This is a genomic window from Allobosea sp. 05T438 (genome assembly GCF_056396025.1).
In genome coordinates this window covers 44,876-67,389 of record NZ_JBFTKQ010000014.1, presented here as the reverse complement: position 1 = coordinate 67,389, position 22,514 = coordinate 44,876, and the positions used below count along the sequence as shown (strand labels likewise).

The window sequence follows — 22,514 nt, the reverse complement described above, 5'->3', positions numbered from 1 at the left end:
CCGGGATCGATCAGCCGCATCAAAGCGGCGTGACGAAGGCGCAGTTTGCACAAGCGCCGCGCTATGTCATCGGCAGCGGCAGGAGCCCCGGTTCCTTAAGCGTTTCGAGCGCGATCTCGGAGCGGACGCGCGCCACGCTCTCATGCGGCATCAGGATTTCGTTGACGAGCCGGGCGAGCGCCTTGAGATCGCCGACCGCCACCTTCAGCAGGTAGTCCGCCTCGCCCGTGAGCGCATGAGCCTCGAGAATCGCCGGCGTCAGCCGGACGAGGTCGCGGAAGCGCCGGGCGTTGTCGCGCGAATGGGTGTCGAGCGCGACATGGATGAAGACGATGACGCCGAGCCCGACGGCTGCCGGCTCCAGCGCCGCGCGGTAGCCGCGGATGACGCCGTCCTGCTCGAGGCGCTGGCGGCGGCGCGAAACCTGGCTGGCAGACAGGCCGATCTGCTCCGCGAGAGTTGCGTTGGTCAAGGAAGCGTCGCGCTGCAGGGCATCGAGAAGCCGCCAATCGAGGGTGTCGAGCGTGGTCATGTCGTGCGCCATTCTGCTTGTGGGCGCATGGATGATGCATCTCTTGCGCGGCTGCGTACAGATTCGCACGCTCCTTGCCTCCATTCTGCGTGACCATGTGCCCTCAACAGAACAGGAGGAATGCCATGGGCCCCTTTCCGCACGATGCGGCACCGCCGGAAATCTCGGCCGCGAATCCGATGGCCACGGACGGCTTCGAGTTCGTCGAGTACGCCCATCCCGAGCCGGAGAAGCTCGGCGCGCTGTTCGAGACCATGGGCTTCATGCCCGTTGCCCGTCACCGTTCGAAGCAGGTGACGCTCTACCGCCAGGGCGATGTCAATTTCGTCGTCAATGCCGAGCCGGATTCCTTCGCTCAGGCCTTCGCCGCCGAGCATGGCCCCTGCGCATGCGCGATGGCCTTCCGCGTGGTCGATGCGAAGCATGCCTTCGAGCGGGCCGTCTCGCTCGGCGCAGAGCCCTATCAGAGCGCGATCGGGCCGGGCGAGCTTGCGATCCCTGCCGTACGCGGCATCGGCGGATCGCTGCTCTATTTCGTCGATCGCTATGGCGAGAAGGGCTCGATCTGGGATGTCGATTTCGAGTGGATCGGTGAGCGCGATCCGCATCCCGAGCAGGCCGGCCTCTATTATCTCGATCACCTCACCCACAACGTCCACCGCGGGCGCATGGACCATTGGGCCGGCTGGTACGGCAAGCTGTTCAATTTCCGCGAGATCCGCTTCTTCAACATCGAAGGCAAGCTGACCGGCCTGATCTCGCGGGCACTGACCTCGCCCTGCGGCAAGATCCGCATTCCGATCAACGAGTCGCTCGACGACAAGAGCCAGATCGAGGAGTACCTGCGCCAGTACAAGGGCGAGGGCATCCAGCATGTCGCGATGGGCGCGCGCGACATCTATGCCAGCGTCGAGCAGTTGCGCCGCAACGGCCTGCCCTTCATGCCGTCGCCGCCGGACACCTATTACGAGAAGGTCAATGCGCGCGTGCCGAACCATGGCGAGCCGGTCGAGCGGCTGAAGGCGGACGGCATCCTGATCGACGGCGAGGGAGCCGTGGCGCTCGGGGACAAGCAGGGGCGGATGAGCAAGGTGCTGCTGCAGATCTTCTCGGGCACCGTGCTCGGCCCGATCTTCTTCGAATTCATTCAGCGCAAGGGTGATGACGGCTTCGGCGAGGGCAATTTCCGCGCTCTGTTCGAGTCGATCGAGGAGGACCAGATCCGGCGCGGCGTGCTCAAGCCCGCGGACGCGGCGGAGTGAGGTTTCGGCCCTGTCGCGCGGGTGCCTTTCGCGCGGCAGGGTCTACGGATTGAGCTTGCGCATCAGCAACGGCGCGCCGACCGCGGGGTCCTTGCGCCATTGGCCATTCTCGAAAATCAGGTCGATGCCGTGGCCACGGCGGGCGACGAGGGTGAGGCGTCCACCGTCATAGCGCCAGCCCGCCGGGTCGAAGATGGTGAGCCCGGTATCCTGGCAGGAGCCTTCGAAGGCGGCTGTCGCTTGCCCGGCTGCCGTTGGCGGAGACAGGATGAGACGGCAGGCTTCGCGGTTCTGCTGACGCATCACCACATAGCGCCCGGGCAACGTCGTGGCCGCAGGCGCTGTGGCCGGGTCGACCGGAGTCTGTCGTTGTGCGGCGGTCGCCGGATTCGCGGATGAAGCCGGCGCGACGCGGGGGTGGTCCTTCGAGAGCAGCCGATAAGCCTTGCCGTCGCTGCCTTTGCCGTCCAGCCCGGTTGCAGGCGTGCCCTTCTGGAAACCGGCCACTTCCTTGCCGCTGGCGTCCAGCAGCTGCGGCTGGCCGTTGGCTGCCAGTGTCCAGCCCGTCACATCGTCGAGGATCGGCAGGGCGCGGCGGCATGTGGCGGGGAAGCGCAGCTGGCGGGCCGTGCCGGATGTCTCCGCACCGAGGGTGACGGTGCAGCTGCGCGTGGCGCCTGCCAGTTCGAGCTCCCAGGCTCCAAGCCAGCGACGGATCGTCTCCGGGGCCTTGTCGGCGCCGCGCGGAAGCGGCGCCGACTGGGCGGCGGCCGGCAGGCTGCCGGCGCCGAGCAGGAGAAGCGGCAGCAGCCGGCGAATCAGGCCTTTTTCCATGGGGTCTCCGGCACGGGCGTCAGCGGACCCTTGCCATCGAACCATGAAACGAGATTGTCGACCAGAAGCTGGCCCATCGCCTCGCGGGTATGGACCGAGGCCGAGCCGACATGAGGCAGGAGCACCGCATGGTCGATGGCGATCAGCTCGGCCGGCACGCGCGGCTCGTCCTCGAAGACGTCGAGGCCGGCGGAGAGGATGGTCTTGTCCTGCAGCGCCTTGATCAGGGCCTGCTCGTCGATGACGGTGCCGCGGCCGACATTGACGACGATGCCGTTCGGCCCGAGCGCCTTCAGCACCTCGGCGTTGATGATGTGATGCGTCGAGGCCCCGCCCGGCGCGACCGAGATCAGGGTGTCGACGTCAGCCGCCATGTCGACGAGCGAAGGATAGTAGCGATAGGGCACGTCGTCCTGGCGCGAGCGGCCGTGATAGGCGATCGATACGCCGAAAGCCTCAAGCCGGTGTGCCACGGCCTTGCCGATGCGGCCGAGACCGACGATGCCGACCGAACGCTTGCGCAGCGAAGTCGTGAGCGGATAGGCGCCCTTCAGCCACTTGCCCTCGCGCAGGTAGCGGTCGACCTGAGGAAGCTGGCGTACGGTCGAGAGCAAGAGGCCGATCGCGAGATCGGCGACCTCGTCGGTGAGGACGTCGGGCGTGTTCGTGACGACAAGGCCGCGCCGGCCGGCCTCGGCCGCATCGACATGATCGTAGCCGACGCCGAAGCTCGATACGATTTCGAGCTTGGGAAGCGCATCGAACAGCGCACCGTCGACGCGATTATGGCCGCCGCCGGCTGCGACGCCGCGGACGCGTCCGGAGACCTCGCGCAGCAAGGCGGCGCGATCGGGCGCATTCCAGAGCTCGTGGACCGTGAAGCGCGCCTTAAGCTGATCGGCGGCATAGGCCATCAGCGGTCCGGTCATGATGATTTCGGGCTTGGTCGAGGCTGTCATCGTCGCGCTGTCCGTGGGGCTGGAAGGAGTGTTGATTCGCGGCTTCTGAATCGATTAAAATGAAACTAGCCTGCTTGGCGCGGCATTGTAGCCATGCCTTTGCATGAGCGGTACCCGATGACGCCCCGCACCGCGGTGGGGCGCTTATTTAGTATGCTTTATTCGCATGATTTTTCCCGTCTCGGTAGCGTAGTGCGTGCCGAGCGAGGCGAGAGTCGTGTTCAGGCTGTCGATCACGAGCCCGGCCATCCGGGCGGAGGCGAGGTCGCCGTCGCGGTCGATAATGGCGAGCAGGACGTGCTCGTGGTCGGGGAGCGATTCGATATAGGCGGCCTCGTCCCCCGTCTTGAGCAGCAGCGACCATTGCAGCGTGGCGATGACGGCGCTGGCGAGGCACTGCAGCGCGGCATTCTGTGCGGCAGCAAAGATTGCTTCGTGGAAGGCGAGATCGGCGCGGATGGTTGCCTCGGCATAGGGAGGGCCGTCGGCCATGCCGCGATAGGCCGCCTCGATCCGGGCGATGTCGGCGGAGGTCCGGCGCTGGGCGGCGAGGCGGGCGGCGCTGGGCTCGACGAAGCGGCGTAACTCGAAGAGATCGCGAATGAAACGCTCGTTCGGGTCCGCTTCGAAATGCCAGGAGAGGACATCGGGGTCGAGCAGGTTCCAGCGCTCGCGCGGCGCGGCGCGGGTGCCGCTCTTCGGGCGCGCCTCCACCAGCCCCTTGGCGGTCAGGATCTTGACCGCTTCGCGATAGGCGGTGCGTGAAACCGAGATGTCCGAGCGCAGATCGTCCTCGTTGGGCAGAACCTCGCCGGCCTTGATGCGACCGGTGATGACCGCGACCGCGAGCTTCTGCGCGACCTGGCCGAAGAGCCTGTCCGGATTAAGCGTCGTCGGACGCGAGAAGTCGCGCACGCGCATGATAGGCTCTCCCTCTGCGGCCTTGCCGGAGCCCCTCATTCGAGGCGCGGCACAGACCATGGCGGCGCTTGACACGCTCGCTTCTATCGTATGACTTTATCGCAGACTGGAGCGGACACAATCGCCCGAAGCAGGCGAGGTCCGCTTTCATCATTCGGTCATCAGAAGCCGATTGTGGTCGCGACGCCTGATCGATGGGCGCTGCGACAAGGGAACGGAAAGCAGGGAAGGACGGCATGGCTTCAGTCCAGATCGCCGACGTACGCAAGGCCTACGGGTCGACGCAGGTCATCCATGGCGTCGACATCGACATCAACGACGGCGAATTCGTCATCCTTGTCGGCCCCTCGGGCTGCGGAAAGTCGACGCTGCTGCGCATGATCGCGGGGCTCGAGAACATCTCGGGCGGCGAGATCCGGATCGGACCGCGCGTGGTGAACGACGTGCCTCCGAAGGAGCGCGACATCGCCATGGTGTTCCAGAACTATGCGCTCTATCCGCATATGACGGTCGCCGACAACATGGCCTTCTCGATGAAGCTCCGGAAGGCGCCGAAGAGCGAGATCGACGAGCGCGTCAACAAGGCCGCCCAGATTCTCGGCCTGAACAAGCTGCTCGACCGCTATCCGCGCCAGCTTTCGGGCGGTCAGCGCCAGCGCGTCGCCATGGGCCGCGCCATCGTCCGCGATCCGCAGGTCTTCCTGTTCGACGAGCCGCTCTCGAACCTCGACGCCAAGCTGCGCGTCCAGATGCGCACCGAGATCAAGGAACTGCACCAGCGCCTCAAGACTACGACGGTCTATGTCACGCACGACCAGATCGAGGCCATGACCATGGCCGACAAGATCGTGGTGATGCATGACGGCATCGTCGAGCAGATGGGCGCGCCGCTCGATCTCTACGACAATCCGGCGAACCTGTTCGTCGCGGCTTTCATCGGCTCGCCGTCGATGAACCTGCTGAAGGGCAAGATCACGGGCAATGGCTTCGAGACCGAAGGCGGAGTCGTCTGGCCGATCGGCCAGCATCCGGCGAATTCCGACGGGCGCGCGGCTGTGCTGGGCATCCGCCCGGAGCACTTCCAGCTCGACCCGAACGGCCTGAAGGCCGAGGTCGCGGTCGTCGAGCCGATGGGGTCGGAGACACAGGTCGTCGTCCGCTGCGGCGGGCAGGATCTGACCTGCATCTTCCGAGAGCGCATCACAGCCAAACCGGGCGAGACCATCGGGATCACGCCCGATACCAGCGTGACGCACCTCTTCGACGCTGGGACCGGCAAGCGCCTCTAGAGTGCGCGCCATCCGGGCCGCGCAACGGCCCGGACGACGACGCGTCCTCTGGCGCGAGTTCAGAGCCGGCGCCGGGCAGGCTGACGCGATCAGGCTGGTGCCGCCTCTCAGAAATTCGCCGCCCATTGGATCGGGCGGCGGATAATGGCTGTTCAGTGCCCATAATCCATGCAGGACGGAGGTCCCATGTAGGCCTCCGCCGCACCCCACGGAGGAGACGGTTTCATGAGCATTTCCAGAAGAGACGTATTGATCGGCGGCGCCGGGCTTGCCGCCGGGGCAACGCTGCCGCTCGCGCCGGCCATCGCGCAGGCCAATATCGAGAAGGGCGCGACGCTGCGCGTGCTGCGCCCGACCAAGTTCGTCGATCCCGACCAGGCCATCTTCAACGAGAACACCGAGGCCTTTACCAAGGCGACGGGCGTGCCGGTCCGCGTCGACTATGCCGGCTGGGAGGACCTGCGCCCGCAGACGGCGGTGACCGCCAATACCGGCGCCGGCCCCGACATCGTCGTCGGCTGGGCCGACGACCCGCACATCTTCTCGGACAAATTGATCGATCTCACGCAGATCGCCGAGGATCTCGGCAAGAAATATGGCGGCTGGTATCCGATCGCCGAGAAGTACGGCAAAAAAGACAAAACCAATCAGTGGGTCTCGATCCCGATGGGCGCCTCCGGCGCGCCGGCTGTCTATCGCGAATCCTGGGTCAAGGAAGCGGGCTTCGATACCTTCCCGAAGGATCTCGACGGTTTCCTCAACCTCTGCCGCAAGCTCAAGGCGAACGGCCACCCCGCCGGCTTCGCGCTCGGCAACGCGGTCGGCGATGGCAACGCCTTCTGCAACTGGCTTGTCTGGACCCATGGCGGCTACATGGTCGACGAGAACAACAAGGTCGCGATCAACTCGAAGGAGACGATCGCGGCGCTGAAATACGCCAAGGCGCTCTACGAGACCTTCATCCCCGGCACGCTCTCCTGGCTCGACATCAGCAACAACAAGGCGCTGACGGCCGGCGAAATCGGCGTCACCCAGAACGGCGTCTCGCTCTACTTCTCGATCAAGAACTCGAAGGACGAGAAGACCGCGGCGATCGGCAAGGATCTGAACCACGCGACCATGCCGGTTGGCCCGCTCGGGCGGCCGTCGGAGCCGGCGCTGATCATCAACGCCATGGCGTTCAAGCACACCAAATTCCCGAATGCCGCCAAGGAATATCTCCGCTTCATGATGGAGAAGGAGCAGTACGACAAGTGGCTGACTGGCTGCTACGGCTACTGGACCCAGCCGCTGAAGGCCTATGCCGAGAGCAAGGTGTGGTCCAGCGATCCTAAGATCCTGGTCTACCGCGATACCTGGGAGCGGGCTCTCTGGAGCGGCTACAAGGGCTCGATCAACGAGGCCGCCGGCACGGTCAACGCCGAATATGTCGTCGTCCAGATGGTCGCCTCCGTCTGCGCCGGCCAGGCCACGCCTGAGGAAGCCGCGGCGGAAGCCGAGCGCCGCGCCAAGCGCTACTATCGGACCTGACCCGCTTCTCCCGGCCGCCGTCCATGGTCGGCGGCCGGGAATGCCGGTCCAACTGCGAGCGCGCCATGGCGATTGCTGCTGCCGAATCGCGAACCGTCTACAAGCTGGAACAGAACTGGCTGGTACGGCTGTTCGACAACAAGACCTTCCTGATCTGCATCTGCCTGTTTCCGGCGGCGGCGCTGCTGCTCGTCTTCCTCAGCTATCCGCTGGGCCTGGGCATCTGGCTCGCCTTCACCGACACCCGCATCGGGCGGACCGGCCATTTCATCGGCTTCGAGAACTTCCAGTCACTGCTTCAGGACCGGGTCTTCATCACGGCGGTCTGGAACACGCTGCTCTATACCAGCGTGGCGACGGTGGGTAAGTTCGCGTTGGGCCTGTGGCTCGCGCTGCTGCTCAACAATCATCTGCCGTTCAAGTCGTTGCTGCGCGCGCTGATCCTGGTGCCCTGGATCGTTCCGACGGTGCTGTCCGCGATCGCCTTCTGGTGGATCTACGATCCGCAGTTCTCGATCATCTCCTATGTGCTCGTCGACGTGCTCGGCTGGCGCGACACCTATATCGATTTCCTCGGCCAGCCCTGGCCCGCGCGCTGGTCGCTGATCGCCGCCAATATCTGGCGCGGCATCCCCTTCGTCGCGATCAGCCTGCTGGCCGGCCTGCAGACGATCTCGCCCTCGCTCTACGAGGCGGCGATGCTCGACGGAGCCAATGGCTGGCAGCGCTTCCGGCATGTCACGCTGCCGATGCTGATGCCGATCCTGGCGGTGGTGCTGACCTTCTCGGTGCTGTTCACCTTCACCGATTTCCAGCTCGTCTACGCCATCACCCGCGGCGGGCCGGTCAATGCGACGCATCTGATGGCGACCCTCGCCTTCCAGCGCGGCATCCCGGGCGGCCAGCTCGGTGAGGGCGCGGCGATCGCGGTGGCGATGATCCCGTTCCTCGTGATGGCGACGCTGTTCAGCTATTTCGGGCTCGCCCGGCGCAAATGGCAGCAGGGGGAAGACAATGACTGATCAGACCCTGAGCACGCGCCCGCCGCTGACGGACAAGGAGAGCACCGGCGTCATCGACTGGTCCTCCGGACCGCGGCGCTTCATCACGCTCTACCTGCCGCTGTCGATCTTCGTGCTGGTGTTGCTGTTCCCGTTCTACTGGATGGCGATCACGGCGATCAAACCTAACGCGGAACTGCTCGACTACAAGAACAACAACCCGTTCTGGGTGAAGTCGCCGACACTGGAGAACATCAACAAGCTCCTGTTCCACACCGACTATCCGCAGTGGCTGTGGACCACGATGATGGTGGCGGTGGTGGCGACCGCGCTCTCGCTGTTCGCCAGCGTGCTGGCGGCCTATGCGATCCAGCGGCTGAAGTTCAAGGGCTCGCAATATGTGGGTCTGGCGATCTATCTCGCCTATCTGGTGCCGCCATCGATCCTGTTCATTCCGCTGGCGACGCTGATCTTCCAGTTCGGACTGTTCGACTCGCCGCTGGCGCTGATCCTGACCTACCCGACCTTCCTGATCCCGTTCTGCACCTGGCTCCTGATCGGCTATTTCAAGTCGATCCCCTATGAACTCGAGGAATGCGCGATGATCGATGGGGCGACCCGGCTGCAGACGCTGCGGCAGATCACCCTGCCGCTCGCCATGCCCGGGCTGATCTCGGCCGGCATCTTCGCCTTCACCCTGTCCTGGAACGAGTTCATCTATGCGCTCGCCTTCATCCAGTCGGCGGAGAAGAAGACGGTGCCTGTCGCGGTGCTGACCCAGCTCGTCGAGGGTGACGTCTATCATTGGGGCTCGCTGATGGCCGGTGCGCTGCTGGGCTCGATTCCCGTCGCGGTCCTCTATTCCTTCTTCGTCGACTACTACGTCGCCTCGCTGACCGGCGCGGTGAAGGAGTAGCCCGTTTTTGGCGCCGGCTTCCGCGAGGCCGGCGACTTCCTTGCGGGCATGGCGCGAGCCGTGCCCGCTTTCGTTCAAAGAGTGACTACGCCCATGTCCGCTCAACCGATCTCCAGCATCGCCTTCGTCGGTCTCGGCGCCATGGGTGCGCCAATGGCCGAGAACCTCGTCAAGAAGCAGTTCCGCGTCACCGGGTTCGATATGCGCGAGGCGGCGCGCGACGCGCTCGTGGCCGCCGGCGGTCATGGCGCGGCCAGCGCCAAGGAAGCCGCCAGCGGGGTCGACGCACTCGTGCTGATGGTCGTCAATGCTGCCCAGGCCCGGGCTGTGCTGTTCGAGGCCGGGGCGCTCCCAGCGCTGGCGCCCGGCGCGACTGTCATCCTGATGGCGACCTGCCCTCCGGGAGAGGCAGAGGCGATCGCGACCGAAGTCACCAAGACGGGGCGGCATTTCATCGACGCGCCGGTTTCCGGTGGCGTGAACGGCGCGCGGAACGCGACGCTGACGATCATGGTGGGCGCGCCGGCCGACAGCTTCGCACGGGCGAAGCCCGTGCTCGACGCGCTCGGCGACAAGGTTTTCCATGTCGGCGAGAGGGCGGGGCAGGGCGCGACGGTCAAGACCGTCAATCAACTGCTCTGCGGCGTGCATATCGCGGTTGCGGCCGAGGCCCTGTCGCTGGCCGAGAAGGCCGGCATCGACGGGCGATTGCTGTTCGAGATCATGGGCGGCTCGGCCGCCTCGTCCTGGATGCTCAGGGATCGCGGACCGCGCATGCACGAGCCGGATCCGGTGGTGGCGAGCGCGGTCGACATCTTCGTCAAGGATCTCGGCATCGTGCTCGATGCCGGGCGCGCGGCAAAGACGGCGCTGCCGCTCGCTGCGGCGGCGCACCAGATGTTCCTCGCCGCTTCCGGCCTCGGCCATGGCGGGCGCGACGATTCGCAGGTGGTGCGGGCCTATCGCGCGCTCAATGCGAAACCCGCCAACGATGCCTGAACGGTGTTGATCCGGTGGCCCGCGATCTCAGTCCTCATCCCGAGGAGCCGCGCAGCGGTGTCTCGAAGGACGTTTCGGGAAGCTCGGGAGGCATCTGGACCACCCTTCGAGATGCGCGTCTGCGAAGCGCTCCCCAGGATGAGGGCTCGAGGGATGAAGAGCTAACGCGGCGGGCAGGTCGTTCCCCGGACGATCAGCGCAGGCGTCAGCAGCAGACGCTGCGTCGGCGCAGTGGGATCTGCGATGCGGTTCAGCAGGAACTCCGCCGATTTGGCGCCCATGTCGTTCTGGAAGTTGTAGATGGTGGTGAGCGCGGGGAACCATTGCGCTGCTTCCTTCACGTCGTCGCAGCCGACGATCGAGAAGTCGTGGCCCGCTTCCAGTCCGCGATGACGCAGGCCGAGCATGGCGCCGAAGGCGGCGAGGTCGTTCATGCAGACCGCCGCGGTCGGCGGGTCGGTCGCGTCGAGCACCTTGAGGATGCCCTTGTGTCCGGTTTCACGCGTGCCGTAGTCGAAATGCACCAATGCTGGATCGAGCGGCAGGCCGGCGCGGGCCAGTGCCTCGCGATAGCCGGCATAGCGGTTGCGCCCGGTCGAGATGCTTTCGTTCGCGCAGAGGAAGGCGATGCGACGATGGCCGAGGTCGATCAGGTGCTCCATCGCCAGGGTGGTGCCATGGCGGTCGTCGGAGCCGACAAAATCGAGGTCGACCCCGGCGATCTCGCGCGAGAGCTGTACGATCGGGACGCCGGAATCGGTCAGCGGAGTCAGGCTCTCCGCCGTGCTGCCGCCGGCCGAGCAGAGGATCATGCCATCGGGACGGTATTCGGCGAGGCTGCCGAGCACCCGCGCCTGTTTCTCGATATCTTCCGCATAGGTGCCGAGCAGGATCGAGCGGCCATGGCGGCCCGCCGTTTCCTCGATCGCGGCCAGAAGCTCGGCGAAATAGGGATTGGTGATGTCGTGAAAGACGACGCCGATGATATTGGTCCGGTCGGTGCGCAGCGAGGCGGCGCTGCGGTTGTAGCTGTAGCCCATAGCGCGGGCGATCTCGCGGACGCGTTCGCGCGTCGCTTCGGCGACGAGCGGCGAGCCCCGGAGCGCCAGCGACACCGTCGCGGTCGAGACCGAGAGGTGATCGGCGATGCTCTGCAGGGTGACGCGGCTGCGGCCGGCCGTGCCTGCCGTGGTGGGGCTTCTGGTCCGGCTGGTCTCGGGCGGGCCGTCGGCAGTCATGAATCGTCCACTGTGAGCGCTGACCTCGCGATGACCGGCGAGTCGGGTCGTTTTCTCCACGTTCCGTTTCATCTCAACCATATCAGCGGGAGAATTTGAAGATGACTGCAACCAAAGAGTCGGTGGGCTTCATCGGCGTCGGCCTGATGGGGCAGGGCATGGCCCGCAATCTGGTCGACAAGGGCTTTCCGCTCACCGTGATGGGGCACCGCAACCGCAAGCCGGTCGAGGAGCTGGTCGCGGCCGGCGCAGTGGAGGCGAAGACGCCGAAGGAACTCGCTGCCCGTTCGACCATCATCTTTCTCTGCGTTACCGGCTCGGCCCAGGTCGAGGCGGTGGTGAGGGGCGAGAACGGGATCATCGCGGGGGCCAAGCCCGGCACCGTGATCGTCGATTGCTCGACGTCCGACCCGACGGTGACGGTGCGGCTCGCTGCGGAGCTGGAGGCGAAGGGCCTGCATCTCGCCGATGCGCCGCTCGGTGGCACCCCGGCTCAGGCGGCGCTCGGGCAGCTCTCGGCGATGATCGGCGCTTCGCCCGAGGTCTTCGCCCGGATAAAGCCGGCCTGTGAGGCCTGGGCACAGAAGATCGTGCATCTCGGGCCGGTCGGCGACGGGCACAAGATGAAGCTGATCAATAACTTCCTGTCGCTGGGCTATGCCGCGATCTATGCGGAGGCGCTGACGCTCGGCCAGAAGATCGGCATCACGCCGGAGACCTTCGACAGCGTGTTGCGCGGCAGCCGCATGGATTGCGGTTTCTACCAGACCTTCATGAAATACGTGCTGGAGCGCGACCGCGACGCCCACAAGTTCACGCTCAGCAACGCGCTGAAGGACGTGCGCTATCTCGAGAGCGTCGCCAATGATGCCGGTGTCGCCAACCCGATCGGCAACGCCGTCAAGAACAGCTATGCGGCGGCGGTGGCGAGCGGGCACGGCGAGGACTATGTGCCGATGCTCTCCGACTGGATTGCCGGGCTCAACGGCGTTTCGCTTGCCGGCAAGGGCTGAGCGATGACAACGAGGCGCCCGAGGATCGTGCGGGCGCCGCGCCCGGATGTCAGGGCTGCGCCAGCAGGCGGGCCAGGCCGTCCGACAGGCCGGTGCTGGCGACGGGGGCGGGCAAGGCGAAGTCGCCGCTCTCGGGCTTGCGCAAGGGCTGGCTCAGTGCATCGAGCAGCATCCGGATGCCGGCCTCGGCCGAGCAGATCACCGGAATGTCGACATGGGGCTGCACCCGTGCGGCAAGTCCGGCGAGGCCGGCGCCGCCGAGGATGACCGCGCCGGCGCCGTCGCGGTGCGCCACGAGGCGGCAGGCCTCGGCGAGCATGGCGATGGAGCCGTCCGGGTCGCGGGCGATGTCGGCCCCGGTGGGCGCGACTGTCTCGACCGCGGCGAGGTGCCCGCCGAGGCCGAGCGAGCCGAGGAACTCCCGCAGCATCGGCCCCCAGCGCTCGCCGCCGGTGACGATGGCGAAGCGCTTGGCCTTCTGTGCTGCGAGACGGCTGCTCGCCTCGGCCATACCGATGACGGGAACGCGCGCCATCTCCTTGAGGGCGAGAAGGCCGGGATCGCCGAAGCAGGCGAGATAGACACCGTCACAGCCATGGCCGTGCTCGGCGAAGGCCTCCAGCGCGGCATGTGCAGCCACGACGCTGGCGCTGCGGCTGGCGATGTAATGCGCGCCGAAGCGCCCGGTCACTGGCACTATGGTCGTGTTCGGCGGCAGATAGGGCTCGATCACCCGCGCGACCAGGGCCGTCATTTCCGGCATGGTGTTGGGATTGATGACGAGAATGCGCAAAGCGATCGGTTCCCGATTTGCGAAGCGATAGAGCGCTCCGGCGAGAGGGCAAGTCTCTCCGGCGGCACGTCATCCATGCCATGAAGGAGCGCGGTTTCCGGCGCAAGAGTCTTGTGCCGTGACGCGACGCGGGAGGCCGCGCAAGAGGGCTCCCGCCGGCGATGTCGATGGCGCCTTTGATCGGACGGACGGAAGGCAGGAGTTCGGACGGGATCTGAGCATGCCAAGCAGAAGGGCAAGATTTGGCGGGCGCCGCGCCGGATTTGCCACCTGCTTGCCCCGGGCGAAATCTTCTCGCTTCTGCCGGCGTCGGCCATTGCTTCGGCCGAATAAGTGTCCGGGTCACTCTAATCTCGATTGGAAGCAAGCGGAGGACCGTCTATTGTCGATAGTTGCCCGGACCGAGTGTATTGGCCCGATAGGCACGACCCCATCCGGTCGACGCTTGACAGGACATGCGAAATGAAAACACCTCAATATGTGTGTCTGCTGCTTATCGCTGGGTCTGCTCTTGCAGGGTGCCAGACATCGCAGTCAAGACAATCGCAGCTCGCGGCCATCTGTGCCGATCCGGCCAATCGGCGGCCTCAGACCGCTTATTTTTCCGAATGCCAGACGCTCTATCCTTCGACGGATCGGGCCTTGCAGAGGAACTATCAGCTCGGCGCCCCCACCGGTAATTGACCAACAGCGGCACTGCCGTAAAGAGACAGCGTGCGTGGCGATGTCTCGTGCGAGATCGCTGCCGCCGCGTCGTTGTGACGAGGCGACGGTGACTCGTAGAATGCTCAAGCTTGCTCAGCATGCCGCCAAGATCGGCGGATCGTGTTTTGGTGCCCCTGGCCGGGATCGAACCAGCACTCCTTGCGGAACTCGATTTTGAGTCGAGCGCGTCTACCAATTCCGCCACAGGGGCCCATACAGGCGGGCGGACTATAGCGATCGGTCGATGCCGGTCAATCGGTGGAACGGCCGCCGCGGCTGGTTTCGGTGCGTTGTGCTCTGACGGCCGTGGGTTTTTCAAGCATGGGCTCTTGCAAGGATGGCACACCGGGGTGGCGACAGCGCTCCGAAGGCTCGCGCACCGTTGCGTCAGCCGTCGCCCCATGGTCTAGAGCGCCATGCTCAAGCGCCTCTACGAATGGACAATGTCGCTCGCGGCCCGGCCGCGCGCCGAGCTCTGGCTGGCAGTCGTCGCCTTCGTCGAAAGCTCGTTCTTCCTGATCCCGGCCGATGTGCTGTTCGTGCCGATGGCTTTGGCGCGGCCGCAGCGGGCGTATCGGTTGGCCTTCATCGCCACGCTGTTCTCCGTGCTCGGCGGTATCGCCGGCTATGCGCTCGGCTACTACGCCTTCGAGGCGCTGGCGAAGCCGGTGCTCGCCTTCTACGGCAAGCTCGGCGCCTTCGAGACGCTGCGCGCCTGCGCAGGCCCGGACACGACGCTCATCCTGCTGACCACGTCCGGCCTGGCTCACCTGCCGCCGATCAAGGTGGTGACGATCCTGGCCGGTGCGGTCCATATCGGCCTCGCGTTTTTCGTCATTTCCTGCGTGCTGGCGCGCGGGGCGCGCTTCTTCGCCTTGGCCTTCCTGCTGCGCCGCTATGGCAACGCGATCCGGCATTTCATCGAACGTCGCCTGAAAGTGATCGCGGTAGTCGGCGCCGCCGTGCTGATCCTGCTTTATTTCGGCCTCAAGCTCGTCGCAGGGTCAGGCCAGCTTCTTTCCTGCTGAGCCTTGCCATGACCGCCTCTTCAGCCATTGCGTCCCACGGTCCCAACCGGTTGCTCACGCCGCCGCGGTTGATCGCGCTGATCGGACTTGCGAGCCTGGCTCTGATAGGAGGCGCCTGGTTCTTCGAACTGGTCATCCATCTACGGCCCTGCAAGCTCTGTCTCGAACAACGCGTGCCGCACTATGCCGCCATCGGCCTGGCTCTCGCGGCGCTGGTGCTGGCACGTTCGCCGCGGCTGCAATGGCTCGTCCTGCTCGGGTTGGCCGGCCTGATGGCCTGGAGCACAGGGCTCGGCTTCTACCACGCGGGTGTCGAATGGGGCTGGTTCGTCGGGCCGAATGATTGCGGGGGCGCGGCCTCGGCAGCAGCCGGCATGCAGGATTTCATGAAGCAGCTGCAGACGACCCGGATCGTCGCCTGCTCGGAAGCGGCGTGGCGTTTCCTCGGTCTGTCGCTTGCAGGCTGGAACGCGCTGGTATCGGCCGGGCTGTTCCTGCTCGCCATCTTCGGGCTGCTGCGCGGGGTTGTCGGGCGCCCGCTAAACCAGCCTGTTTGATCAGCGAGATCCCTGAAGGTCGGGCGTCGTCTTCGCCCTGGCTGTCGGCACGAGAGGCACGCTTCGGCGGCGCCCGGGGCGGTCGCCGCAGGCCTATGCTTCACCTTCGCGGTGGCACCCGAGGCTGCGATTGCGGCTCCCGGAAGCAGGCGAACGCGCCCGAGCGCGTACTCTTCCCCAAACGTGAGATATCAGCCGCTCCGCCGCCATCGCCGACCTCATGGACTTTGCCGGAATCGAACCCATATTGATTCTACGGAGTTTTGAGCGTGAGACTCGCGCGGGTGGCCCTTTTCGCAGCGGCCGTCATAGCCGCAGCGGTCCTTTGTTCCTTCTCCCCGGCCCGGACGGCGGAGGGGCGGGTTGCCTTGAGCATCGCGATCGACGGCGCGATCGGTCCGGCGAGCACGCGCCAGCTCAAGGAGGCGCTGAGCGTCGCCGCCAAGCGCGATGCCGAGGTTCTCATCCTGCAACTGGATACGCCCGGCGGCCTGGTCACGTCGATGCGCGAGATGATCGCCGACATCCTGGCCTCTCCCGTCCCCGTCATCGGCTATGTCGCGCCGGCGGGCGGCCACGCGGCGAGTGCCGGAACCTACATCCTCTACGCCACCCATGTCGCGGCGATGGCGCCGGGCACCAATCTCGGAGCTGCGACCCCGGTGGCGATCGGCGGGCTGCCCTCGCTCCCCGGCGGCGAGAAGGATAACGGCCCGGGCGGCAACGGGAAGGACGCCGGCGGCCGGCCGCCCGGCGACGCGATGATGGTCAAGGTGACCAATGACGCGGTCGCGTTGATCCGGTCGCTTGCCGAATTGCGCGGGCGCAACGGCGACTGGGGCGAGAAGGCCGTGCGCGAGGCGGCGAGCCTGTCGGCCAGCGCGGCGCTCGATCAGCATGTCATCGACTTCGTCGCCCGCGACACGACCGAGCTCCTGCAACTGGCCGATGGCCGTAGCGTCGACGTGGCCGGCAAGAAGGAAGTGCTGGCCACGAAGGGCCTGGTCGTCGAGACTCTGGAGCCCGGCTGGTTCATCCAGCTTCTCGCCGTCATCACCAATCCCAACATCGCCGTCGTCCTGATGCTGGTTGGCGTCTATGGCCTCGTCTTCGAGTTCATCAGCCCCGGCGCGGTGGCGCCGGGCGTGCTCGGCGCCACCTGCCTGCTGCTCGGCCTCTATGCGCTCGATCTGCTGCCGATCAACTATGCCGGACTCGCGCTGATGCTGCTCGGCGTCGCCTTCCTCATCATGGAGGCCTTCAATCCGACGGCCGTGCTCGGGCTCGGCGGTGTGGCGGCCTTCTTGCTCGGCGCCACCATGTTGCTCCAGGTCGAGGGGCCGGGCTTCGCCATATCCTGGGCGGTCATCGGCCCCGCGGCCGCGCTGACGCTCGGGCTGGCGCTGCTTGCCGGCACCTATGTCTGGGCGGCGCGGCGCAATCCTCCGCGCGTCGGCGGCGAGGCGATGCGGGGCCTTGCCGTCGACATCCTCGACTGGGACGGCAGGGAAGGCCACGTGCTGGCGCTCGGTGAACGCTGGCGGGCCAAGGCCGACGAGCCGATCATGCCGGGGGACAGCGCCGAGGTGACCGCCATCAGCGATCTCGTCCTGACGGTGCGGCGGCGCACTGCGGCGAACGATGGAGCAAGATGATGACGACGATGGTCGGTTATGTGGCCTATCTGATCATTGCGCTGCTGGTGGCCTTGTTCCTGTCAGCGGCGATCCGCATCCTGAGGGAATATGAGCGCGGCGTGGTCTTCACGCTCGGTCGCTTCACCGGTGTCATGGGGCCGGGCCTGATCATTCTCGTGCCGTTCGTCCAGCAGATGGTGCGCGTGGATCTGCGCGTCGTGGTGCAGGATGTGCCTCCGCAGGATGTCATCTCGCGCGACAACGTCTCCGTGAAGGTCAACGCAGTGCTCTATTTCCGCATCGTCGATGCCGAGCGCGCGATCCTCCAGGTCGAGGATTTCATGACCGCCACCAACCAGCTCGCGCAGACCACGCTGCGCTCGGTGCTCGGCAAGCACGAACTCGACGAGATGCTGGCCGAGCGTGACAAGCTCAACAGCGACATCCAGGAGATCCTCGACCAGCGCACCGATGCCTGGGGCATCAAGGTCTCCAATGTCGAGATCAAGGATATCGACCTCAACGACAGCATGGTCCGCGCTATCGCCAAGCAGGCTGAGGCGGAGCGGCTGCGGCGCGCCAAGGTCATCAACGCCGACGGCGAGCAGCAGGCAGCGGCCAAGCTGGTCGAGGCCGGCCGCATGCTGGCGGCCGAGCCCCAAGCCATGCAGTTGCGCTATTTCGAGGCCCTGCACGACATCGCCGGCGAGCGCTCCTCGACGGTGGTGTTCCCTCTGCCGGTGGATCTGTTGAGTCAGTTCCTGAAGTAGCCGGGCGGCGATGGTGGGGGCACGCGACAAACGCCCCTGGGAAAATTAGAGCCCTGATCCTGAGGAGCGCCGTAAGACGCGTCTCGAAGGATGATCCGGATCTCTCCTGAGCTTCCGGGAACACCCTTCGAGAAGCCATTCCTGACGAAATGGCTCCTCAGGACGAGGCTCGGGGAATTCCCAAACGGCTCTTATTGGGTGCAATGCAGCTGCTGCCTGAGCCTTACGGCTCCAGCTCGGAGTCCCAGTAGAGATAGTCGAGCCAGCTCTCGTGGAGATAGTTCGGCGGGAAGAGCTTGCCGTTGCGGTGGAGGTCGTTGACCGTCGGCGCATAGGGCTTCTGGGCCGGGAACATCTCGACCGCGGCCGGCATCTTGTCGCCCTTGCGCAGGTTGCAGGGCGAGCAGGCGGCGACGACGTTGTCCCAGGTGGTCAGGCCGCCCTTGGAGCGGGGGATGACGTGGTCGAAGGTCAGTTCCTCGCGCGTGTTGCAATATTGGCAGGCGAAGCGGTCGCGCAGGAAAACGTTGAAGCGGGTGAAGGCCGGCGTCCGGGACGGCTTGATGTAACTCTTCAGCGAGACGACCGAGGGCAGCCGCATGTCGAAGCTGGGGCTGCGGACGACGGTGTCGTATTCGGAGACGATGTTGACGCGGTCCATGAAGACCGCCTTGATCGCGTCCTGCCAGCTCCAAAGGGACAAGGGATAGTAGCTGAGCGGCCGGAAATCGGCGTTCAGGACCAAGGCCGGACAGCCGTCCGGCGACGCCATCGGATGCATCACATGCGCCGTCAAACCCGTCGCACCTCCGCTTCGCCAAGCGGGACGAATCCCGCCCTCAGATCAATGTAAGCGCGAGACGACAGGAATGTGAAGGAACTTATTGCGGGTGCGACAAAGCCCCTCGCATGGGCGAGGTGCTTCCTCGCTCGTGGCAGCCGTTCAGCAGATCATGGTGCTTTTCGTTCGATTGGCGGGTTCTGGCCCGCCGGCCGTGATTCGTCAGCGGGTTGGGACGGGCTTCTCGCCGCGGTAATCGTAGAAACCGCGCTTGGTCTTGCGGCCCAGCCAGCCGGCCTCGACGTATTTCACCAGCAGCGGGCAGGGCCGATATTTCGAATCGGCGAGGCCGTCATGGAGCACCTGCATCACGGACAAGCAGGTGTCGAGGCCGATGAAGTCGGCGAGCTGGAGCGGGCCCATCGGGTGGTTGGCGCCGAGCCGCATGGCGGTGTCGATCGCGTCGACCGAGCCGACGCCCTCATAGAGCGTGTAGACGGCCTCGTTGATCATCGGCAGCAGGATGCGGTTGACGATGAAGGCCGGGAAGTCCTCGGAGACCGAAACGGTCTTGTGCAACTGGCCGACGAGCGCCTTGGCGCGCTCGAAGGTGCCGTCGTCGGTGGCGATGCCGCGAATCAGCTCGACGAGCTGCATCAGCGGCACCGGGTTCATGAAGTGGATGCCGATGAAGTGCTCGGGGCGGTCGGTCGCGGCCGCAAGCCGGGTGATCGAGATTGAGGAGGTGTTGGAGGCGAGGATCGCCTGGGGCTTCAGATGCGGACAGACGGCCGTGAAGATCTTGCGCTTGACCTCCTCGTTCTCGGTCGCAGCCTCGATGACGAGGTCACAATCGCCGAGATCGGCGAGGCCGACCGCGGGCTCGATCCGTTGCACGGCGGCGCGGCGATCCTCGTCGGCGAGGGCGCCCTTCTGGACCTGGCGGGCCATGTTGCCGTCGATGGTGGCGAGCGCCGCCTTGATCCGGTCCTCGGCGACGTCGTGCAGCCTGACATCGAACCCGGCCACCGCCGCGACATGGGCGATGCCGTTGCCCATCTGGCCTGCCCCGATGATGCCGATCGTCTTGATCGCGTGGTCCGACATGGTCTGATCCCGGATAGTCTTCTTATGCTCCCGCGGGAGCGGAACGGGCCGCCCTGAGGCGGCCCGGGAACGATGGTCTATGCCTTACTTGCCGGCTTTGGAGAGTTCGGCGTCGAGCTCCGGCAGGACGGTGAAGAGGTCGCCGACGAGGCCGTAATCGGCGATCTGGAAGATCGGCGCCTCTTCGTCCTTGTTGATGGCGACGATGACCTTGGAGTCCTTCATGCCGGCGAGATGCTGGATCGCGCCGGAAATGCCGACCGCGATATAAAGTTCAGGCGCGACCACCTTGCCGGTCTGGCCGACCTGCCAGTCGTTCGGGGCGTAGCCGGCATCGACCGCAGCGCGCGAAGCGCCCATGGCGGCGCCGAGCTTGTCGGCGACCGGCTCGATCACCTTGGTGAAGTTCTCGGAGGAGCCGAGCGCGCGGCCGCCCGAGATGATGATCTTGGCCGAGGCGAGTTCCGGACGGTCGGACTTGGCGACCTCCTCGCCCTTGAAGGACGAATTGCCGGGGTTCTCGCCGGCCGAGACGGCCTCGACGGCGGCCGAGCCACCTTCGCCCGCCGCCTGGAACGAGGCGGTGCGGATCGTGAGCAGCTTCTTGGCGTCGGTCGACTGCACCGTCTGGATGGCGTTGCCGGCATAGACCGGGCGCTCGAAGGTGTCGGGCGAGACGATCTTGCTGACGTCCGAGACCTGCATCACGTCGAGCAGGGCGGCGACGCGCGGCAGCACGTTCTTGCCGGTGGTGGTCGAGGGCGCGACGACGGCGTCATAGCCGTCCGCGAGCTTCACGATCAGCGCCGCCAGCGGCTCGGCCAGCGCGTGGCTGTAGGCCGCGTCATCGGCGAGCAGCACCTTCTCGACGCCGGCGAGCTTCGCAGCCGCATCGGCCGCGCCTTTGGCACCCTGGCCGGCGACGAGGATGTGGATGGGAGCGCCCAGCGCCTGCGCCGCGGTCAGCGCCTTGGCGGTGGCGTCCTTGACGGAGACGTTGTCGTGTTCGGCGATCAGCAGCGTGGTCATTAGATCACCCCGGCGGTCTTGAGCTTGGAGACGAGTTCGGCGGCGTTGGCCACCTTGACGCCGGCGGAGCGGCCGGCGGGCTCGACCGTCTTCAGAACTTTCAGGCGCGGCGCGACATCGACGCCGAGCGTCTCGGCCGAGGTCTCGTCGAGCGGCTTCTTCTTCGCCTTCATGATGTTGGGCAGCGAAGCGTAGCGCGGCTCGTTGAGGCGCAGATCGGTGGTGACGATCGCCGGCAGCTTGAGAGAGACCGTCTGCAGGCCGCCATCGACCTCGCGGGTGACGTCGACGCTATCCGCGCCGAGCTCGACCTTGGAGGCGAAGGTGCCCTGCGCCCAGCCCAGCAGCGCGGCGAGCATCTGGCCGGTCTGGTTGCAATCGTCGTCGATCGCCTGCTTGCCGAGGATGACGAGACCGGGATTCTCCTGCTCGACCACCTTCTTCAGAAGCTTGGCGACCGCAAGCGGCTCGACCACGCCGTCGACCTTCACGATGATGCCGCGGTCGGCGCCCATGGCCAGCCCGGTGCGGATCGTCTCGGCGGCCTGCGCCGGGCCGATCGAGACCACGATCACTTCGCTCGCCTTGCCGGCTTCCTTGAGGCGCAGCGCCTCCTCGACGGCGATCTCGTCGAAGGGGTTCATCGACATCTTCACATTGGCCAGCTCGACGCCGGACCCGTCCGCTTTCACGCGGATCTTCACGTTGTAATCAACCACCCGCTTGACGGGCACCAAGATCTTCATCGTCAGATCACCGTTCAGAAGAGATGCGCCTCGCGCCGCGCCGTCCAAGACGGCAGAGTGGCGGCATCGCGGCCCTCGGCTGGAATGCGCAGGGACCGTAGCGACGCCGGTTTGGGCTTGTCAACGTCGTCCAAGGTCTGGTCGGAGGGGCAAAAGCGCACGGGCTCACCCGCCGACCGGCCGGCGGCCGAACAAGGGCACGCTGCGATGGATGAAGAGCGGCGTGAGCGCAGCCCCGGTCGCAAGCCCGCCGAGATGGGCCCACCAGCCGACATTGCCGTCGGTCTGGAACAAGGCCGAGCCGGCCTGCAGGAGAATCCAGCCGCCGAGCGCGTACATCGCCGGGATATGGATCGGAATCCAGTTGAAGGCGACGCCCCAGATGCGGACCTGCGGATAGAGCATCAGATAGGAGGCGATGACACCGGAGATCGCGCCGGAGGCGCCGATCAATGGCTGCTCGGAATCGGGATACATTCCGGCGTGGATGAGCGAACCGCCGAGACCGCAGAGGAAGAAGAACATGAGGAAGCGGGCATGGCCCATCGCGTCCTCGACATTGTCGCCGAAGACCCAGAGGAACAGCATGTTGCCGGCCAGATGCGCCAGATTGGCATGGAGCAGCACATTGCTGAACAGCGTCAGCCAGGGCGGCAGATGGGCGAGCCCTTCCGGCAGCTGCGCCGTGCCGAACAGCACCGAGGGGATCATGCCGAAACCGGCCATGATCGCGATCTCGGCGTTCTCTCCCGGCCAGAACCAGAGCGCGACCTGGGCGGCAAGACAGGCGCAGATCAGCGCGTAGGTGACATAGGGAGTTCGCATGAAGCGCAGCGGCACGCCGTCATGCAGGGGAACGAACATGGC

The 22,514-nt window shown here is 65.8% G+C and carries 21 protein-coding genes, 1 tRNA gene and 1 pseudogene; 11 read left to right on the top strand and 12 right to left on the bottom strand.

Going from position 1 to position 22,514, the window contains the following annotated elements:
• Nucleotides 1–61: 61 nt before the first annotated feature.
• The gene (locus AC1DIN_RS22740; protein ID WP_441472491.1) at nt 62–532 is read right to left on the bottom strand and encodes an Lrp/AsnC family transcriptional regulator; all 471 of its coding nucleotides are present in this window, start codon (nt 530–532) and stop codon (nt 62–64) included.
• Between the two features lie 125 nt (nt 533–657).
• On the opposite strand from AC1DIN_RS22740, the gene hppD reads away from it, so the two are divergent.
• Nucleotides 658–1,794 carry a 4-hydroxyphenylpyruvate dioxygenase gene (gene hppD / locus AC1DIN_RS22735; protein WP_476811407.1) on the top strand — a complete coding sequence of 379 codons (1,137 nt, stop codon included), beginning with the start codon at nt 658–660 and terminating at the stop codon, nt 1,792–1,794.
• 42 nt (nt 1,795–1,836) lie between these two features.
• Here the strand turns inward: hppD and AC1DIN_RS22730 are convergent, their stop codons facing one another.
• The 3 genes from AC1DIN_RS22730 to AC1DIN_RS22720 form a co-directional block, all read right to left on the bottom strand.
• Complete coding sequence (locus AC1DIN_RS22730) at nt 1,837–2,628, bottom strand: AprI/Inh family metalloprotease inhibitor (RefSeq protein WP_476811406.1); 792 nt, start codon at nt 2,626–2,628, stop codon at nt 1,837–1,839.
• Entirely contained in the window at nt 2,613–3,587 is a 975-nt protein-coding gene (locus AC1DIN_RS22725) for a 2-hydroxyacid dehydrogenase (RefSeq protein WP_476811405.1), read from the bottom strand. Before AC1DIN_RS22725 ends, AC1DIN_RS22730 begins: the two co-directional genes overlap by 16 nt.
• 144 nt (nt 3,588–3,731) lie before the next feature.
• Nucleotides 3,732–4,508 carry a FadR/GntR family transcriptional regulator gene (locus tag AC1DIN_RS22720; protein ID WP_441472495.1) on the bottom strand — a complete coding sequence of 259 codons (777 nt, stop codon included), beginning with the start codon at nt 4,506–4,508 and terminating at the stop codon, nt 3,732–3,734.
• A gap of 236 nt (nt 4,509–4,744) precedes the next feature.
• Between AC1DIN_RS22720 and AC1DIN_RS22715 the strand changes: the two genes are divergently transcribed.
• The 5 genes from AC1DIN_RS22715 to AC1DIN_RS22695 all read left to right on the top strand — a co-directional run bounded on the left by AC1DIN_RS22715 (nt 4,745) and on the right by AC1DIN_RS22695 (nt 10,243).
• Complete coding sequence (locus AC1DIN_RS22715; RefSeq protein WP_441472496.1) at nt 4,745–5,797, top strand: ABC transporter ATP-binding protein; 1,053 nt, start codon at nt 4,745–4,747, stop codon at nt 5,795–5,797.
• A gap of 225 nt (nt 5,798–6,022) precedes the next feature.
• A complete protein-coding gene (locus AC1DIN_RS22710) occupies nt 6,023–7,327 on the top strand; it encodes an ABC transporter substrate-binding protein (RefSeq protein WP_441472497.1) in 1,305 nt (434 codons plus the stop codon).
• A gap of 65 nt (nt 7,328–7,392) precedes the next feature.
• Complete coding sequence (locus AC1DIN_RS22705) at nt 7,393–8,349, top strand: carbohydrate ABC transporter permease (protein WP_441472498.1); 957 nt, start codon at nt 7,393–7,395, stop codon at nt 8,347–8,349.
• Complete coding sequence (locus AC1DIN_RS22700) at nt 8,342–9,244, top strand: carbohydrate ABC transporter permease (protein WP_476811404.1); 903 nt, start codon at nt 8,342–8,344, stop codon at nt 9,242–9,244. Before AC1DIN_RS22705 ends, AC1DIN_RS22700 begins: the two co-directional genes overlap by 8 nt.
• 93 nt (nt 9,245–9,337) lie before the next feature.
• Entirely contained in the window at nt 9,338–10,243 is a 906-nt protein-coding gene (locus AC1DIN_RS22695; protein WP_476811403.1) for an NAD(P)-dependent oxidoreductase, read from the top strand.
• Nucleotides 10,244–10,404: 161 nt separating this feature from the next.
• Here the strand turns inward: AC1DIN_RS22695 and AC1DIN_RS22690 are convergent, their stop codons facing one another.
• Nucleotides 10,405–11,481: a LacI family DNA-binding transcriptional regulator gene (locus AC1DIN_RS22690; protein WP_476811402.1), complete on the bottom strand. Its 1,077-nt coding sequence runs from the start codon at nt 11,479–11,481 to the stop codon at nt 10,405–10,407.
• A gap of 92 nt (nt 11,482–11,573) precedes the next feature.
• On the opposite strand from AC1DIN_RS22690, the pseudogene AC1DIN_RS22685 reads away from it, so the two are divergent.
• A pseudogene (locus AC1DIN_RS22685) lies at nt 11,574–12,494 on the top strand (NAD(P)-dependent oxidoreductase); the annotation flags it as partial.
• Between the two features lie 49 nt (nt 12,495–12,543).
• On the opposite strand, the gene AC1DIN_RS22680 reads toward AC1DIN_RS22685, so the two are convergent.
• Entirely contained in the window at nt 12,544–13,287 is a 744-nt protein-coding gene (locus tag AC1DIN_RS22680) for an aspartate/glutamate racemase family protein (protein ID WP_476811401.1), read from the bottom strand.
• A gap of 831 nt (nt 13,288–14,118) precedes the next feature.
• Nucleotides 14,119–14,203 (bottom strand) — tRNA-Leu (locus AC1DIN_RS22675).
• Between the two features lie 205 nt (nt 14,204–14,408).
• Here AC1DIN_RS22675 and AC1DIN_RS22670 point away from each other — a divergent pair.
• The 4 genes from AC1DIN_RS22670 (at nt 14,409) to AC1DIN_RS22655 (ending at nt 17,984) form a co-directional block, all read left to right on the top strand.
• Complete coding sequence (locus AC1DIN_RS22670) at nt 14,409–15,020, top strand: YqaA family protein (RefSeq protein ID WP_441472504.1); 612 nt, start codon at nt 14,409–14,411, stop codon at nt 15,018–15,020.
• An 8-nt stretch (nt 15,021–15,028) separates the two neighbouring features.
• Nucleotides 15,029–15,577, top strand: a complete 549-nt coding sequence (locus AC1DIN_RS22665) for a disulfide bond formation protein B (RefSeq protein ID WP_476811400.1) — start codon at nt 15,029–15,031, stop codon at nt 15,575–15,577.
• Nucleotides 15,578–15,846: 269 nt separating this feature from the next.
• The gene (locus AC1DIN_RS22660; RefSeq protein ID WP_476811399.1) at nt 15,847–17,232 is read left to right on the top strand and encodes an NfeD family protein; all 1,386 of its coding nucleotides are present in this window, start codon (nt 15,847–15,849) and stop codon (nt 17,230–17,232) included.
• An 8-nt stretch (nt 17,233–17,240) separates the two neighbouring features.
• Nucleotides 17,241–17,984: a slipin family protein gene (locus tag AC1DIN_RS22655; protein ID WP_441472672.1), complete on the top strand. Its 744-nt coding sequence runs from the start codon at nt 17,241–17,243 to the stop codon at nt 17,982–17,984.
• 223 nt (nt 17,985–18,207) lie between these two features.
• Here the strand turns inward: AC1DIN_RS22655 and AC1DIN_RS22650 are convergent, their stop codons facing one another.
• From AC1DIN_RS22650 to AC1DIN_RS22630, 5 genes are all read right to left on the bottom strand, one after another.
• A complete protein-coding gene (locus AC1DIN_RS22650; RefSeq protein WP_441472507.1) occupies nt 18,208–18,765 on the bottom strand; it encodes an HNH endonuclease in 558 nt (185 codons plus the stop codon).
• A gap of 222 nt (nt 18,766–18,987) precedes the next feature.
• Nucleotides 18,988–19,872, bottom strand: coding sequence for a 3-hydroxybutyryl-CoA dehydrogenase (locus tag AC1DIN_RS22645; protein ID WP_441472508.1), 885 nt, complete (start codon nt 19,870–19,872; stop codon nt 18,988–18,990).
• A gap of 84 nt (nt 19,873–19,956) precedes the next feature.
• Entirely contained in the window at nt 19,957–20,901 is a 945-nt protein-coding gene (locus AC1DIN_RS22640) for an electron transfer flavoprotein subunit alpha/FixB family protein (protein WP_476811398.1), read from the bottom strand.
• Nucleotides 20,901–21,647 (bottom strand): electron transfer flavoprotein subunit beta/FixA family protein, encoded by a 747-nt coding sequence (locus tag AC1DIN_RS22635; protein ID WP_476811397.1) that lies wholly within the window; start codon nt 21,645–21,647, stop codon nt 20,901–20,903. Before AC1DIN_RS22635 ends, AC1DIN_RS22640 begins: the two co-directional genes overlap by 1 nt.
• Before the next feature lie 165 nt (nt 21,648–21,812).
• Complete coding sequence (locus AC1DIN_RS22630) at nt 21,813–22,511, bottom strand: rhomboid family intramembrane serine protease (protein ID WP_441472511.1); 699 nt, start codon at nt 22,509–22,511, stop codon at nt 21,813–21,815.
• Nucleotides 22,512–22,514: the final 3 nt, after the last annotated feature.

Bases quoted from the DNA above. Each gene is read 5' to 3' on its own strand.
- AC1DIN_RS22740 (WP_441472491.1), bottom strand. From the start codon at position 532: ATGACCACGCTCGACACCCTCGATTGGCGGCTTCTCGATGCCCTGCAG.
- hppD (WP_476811407.1), top strand. From the start codon at position 658: ATGGGCCCCTTTCCGCACGATGCGGCACCGCCGGAAATCTCGGCCGCG.
- AC1DIN_RS22730 (WP_476811406.1), bottom strand. From the start codon at position 2,628: ATGGAAAAAGGCCTGATTCGCCGGCTGCTGCCGCTTCTCCTGCTCGGC.
- AC1DIN_RS22725 (WP_476811405.1), bottom strand. From the start codon at position 3,587: ATGACAGCCTCGACCAAGCCCGAAATCATCATGACCGGACCGCTGATG.
- AC1DIN_RS22720 (WP_441472495.1), bottom strand. From the start codon at position 4,508: ATGCGCGTGCGCGACTTCTCGCGTCCGACGACGCTTAATCCGGACAGG.
- AC1DIN_RS22715 (WP_441472496.1), top strand. From the start codon at position 4,745: ATGGCTTCAGTCCAGATCGCCGACGTACGCAAGGCCTACGGGTCGACG.
- AC1DIN_RS22710 (WP_441472497.1), top strand. From the start codon at position 6,023: ATGAGCATTTCCAGAAGAGACGTATTGATCGGCGGCGCCGGGCTTGCC.
- AC1DIN_RS22705 (WP_441472498.1), top strand. From the start codon at position 7,393: ATGGCGATTGCTGCTGCCGAATCGCGAACCGTCTACAAGCTGGAACAG.
- AC1DIN_RS22700 (WP_476811404.1), top strand. From the start codon at position 8,342: ATGACTGATCAGACCCTGAGCACGCGCCCGCCGCTGACGGACAAGGAG.
- AC1DIN_RS22695 (WP_476811403.1), top strand. From the start codon at position 9,338: ATGTCCGCTCAACCGATCTCCAGCATCGCCTTCGTCGGTCTCGGCGCC.
- AC1DIN_RS22690 (WP_476811402.1), bottom strand. From the start codon at position 11,481: ATGACTGCCGACGGCCCGCCCGAGACCAGCCGGACCAGAAGCCCCACC.
- AC1DIN_RS22670 (WP_441472504.1), top strand. From the start codon at position 14,409: ATGCTCAAGCGCCTCTACGAATGGACAATGTCGCTCGCGGCCCGGCCG.
- AC1DIN_RS22665 (WP_476811400.1), top strand. From the start codon at position 15,029: ATGACCGCCTCTTCAGCCATTGCGTCCCACGGTCCCAACCGGTTGCTC.
- AC1DIN_RS22655 (WP_441472672.1), top strand. From the start codon at position 17,241: ATGGTCGGTTATGTGGCCTATCTGATCATTGCGCTGCTGGTGGCCTTG.
- AC1DIN_RS22650 (WP_441472507.1), bottom strand. From the start codon at position 18,765: ATGCATCCGATGGCGTCGCCGGACGGCTGTCCGGCCTTGGTCCTGAAC.
- AC1DIN_RS22645 (WP_441472508.1), bottom strand. From the start codon at position 19,872: ATGTCGGACCACGCGATCAAGACGATCGGCATCATCGGGGCAGGCCAG.
- AC1DIN_RS22640 (WP_476811398.1), bottom strand. From the start codon at position 20,901: ATGACCACGCTGCTGATCGCCGAACACGACAACGTCTCCGTCAAGGAC.
- AC1DIN_RS22635 (WP_476811397.1), bottom strand. From the start codon at position 21,647: ATGAAGATCTTGGTGCCCGTCAAGCGGGTGGTTGATTACAACGTGAAG.
- AC1DIN_RS22630 (WP_441472511.1), bottom strand. From the start codon at position 22,511: ATGTTCGTTCCCCTGCATGACGGCGTGCCGCTGCGCTTCATGCGAACT.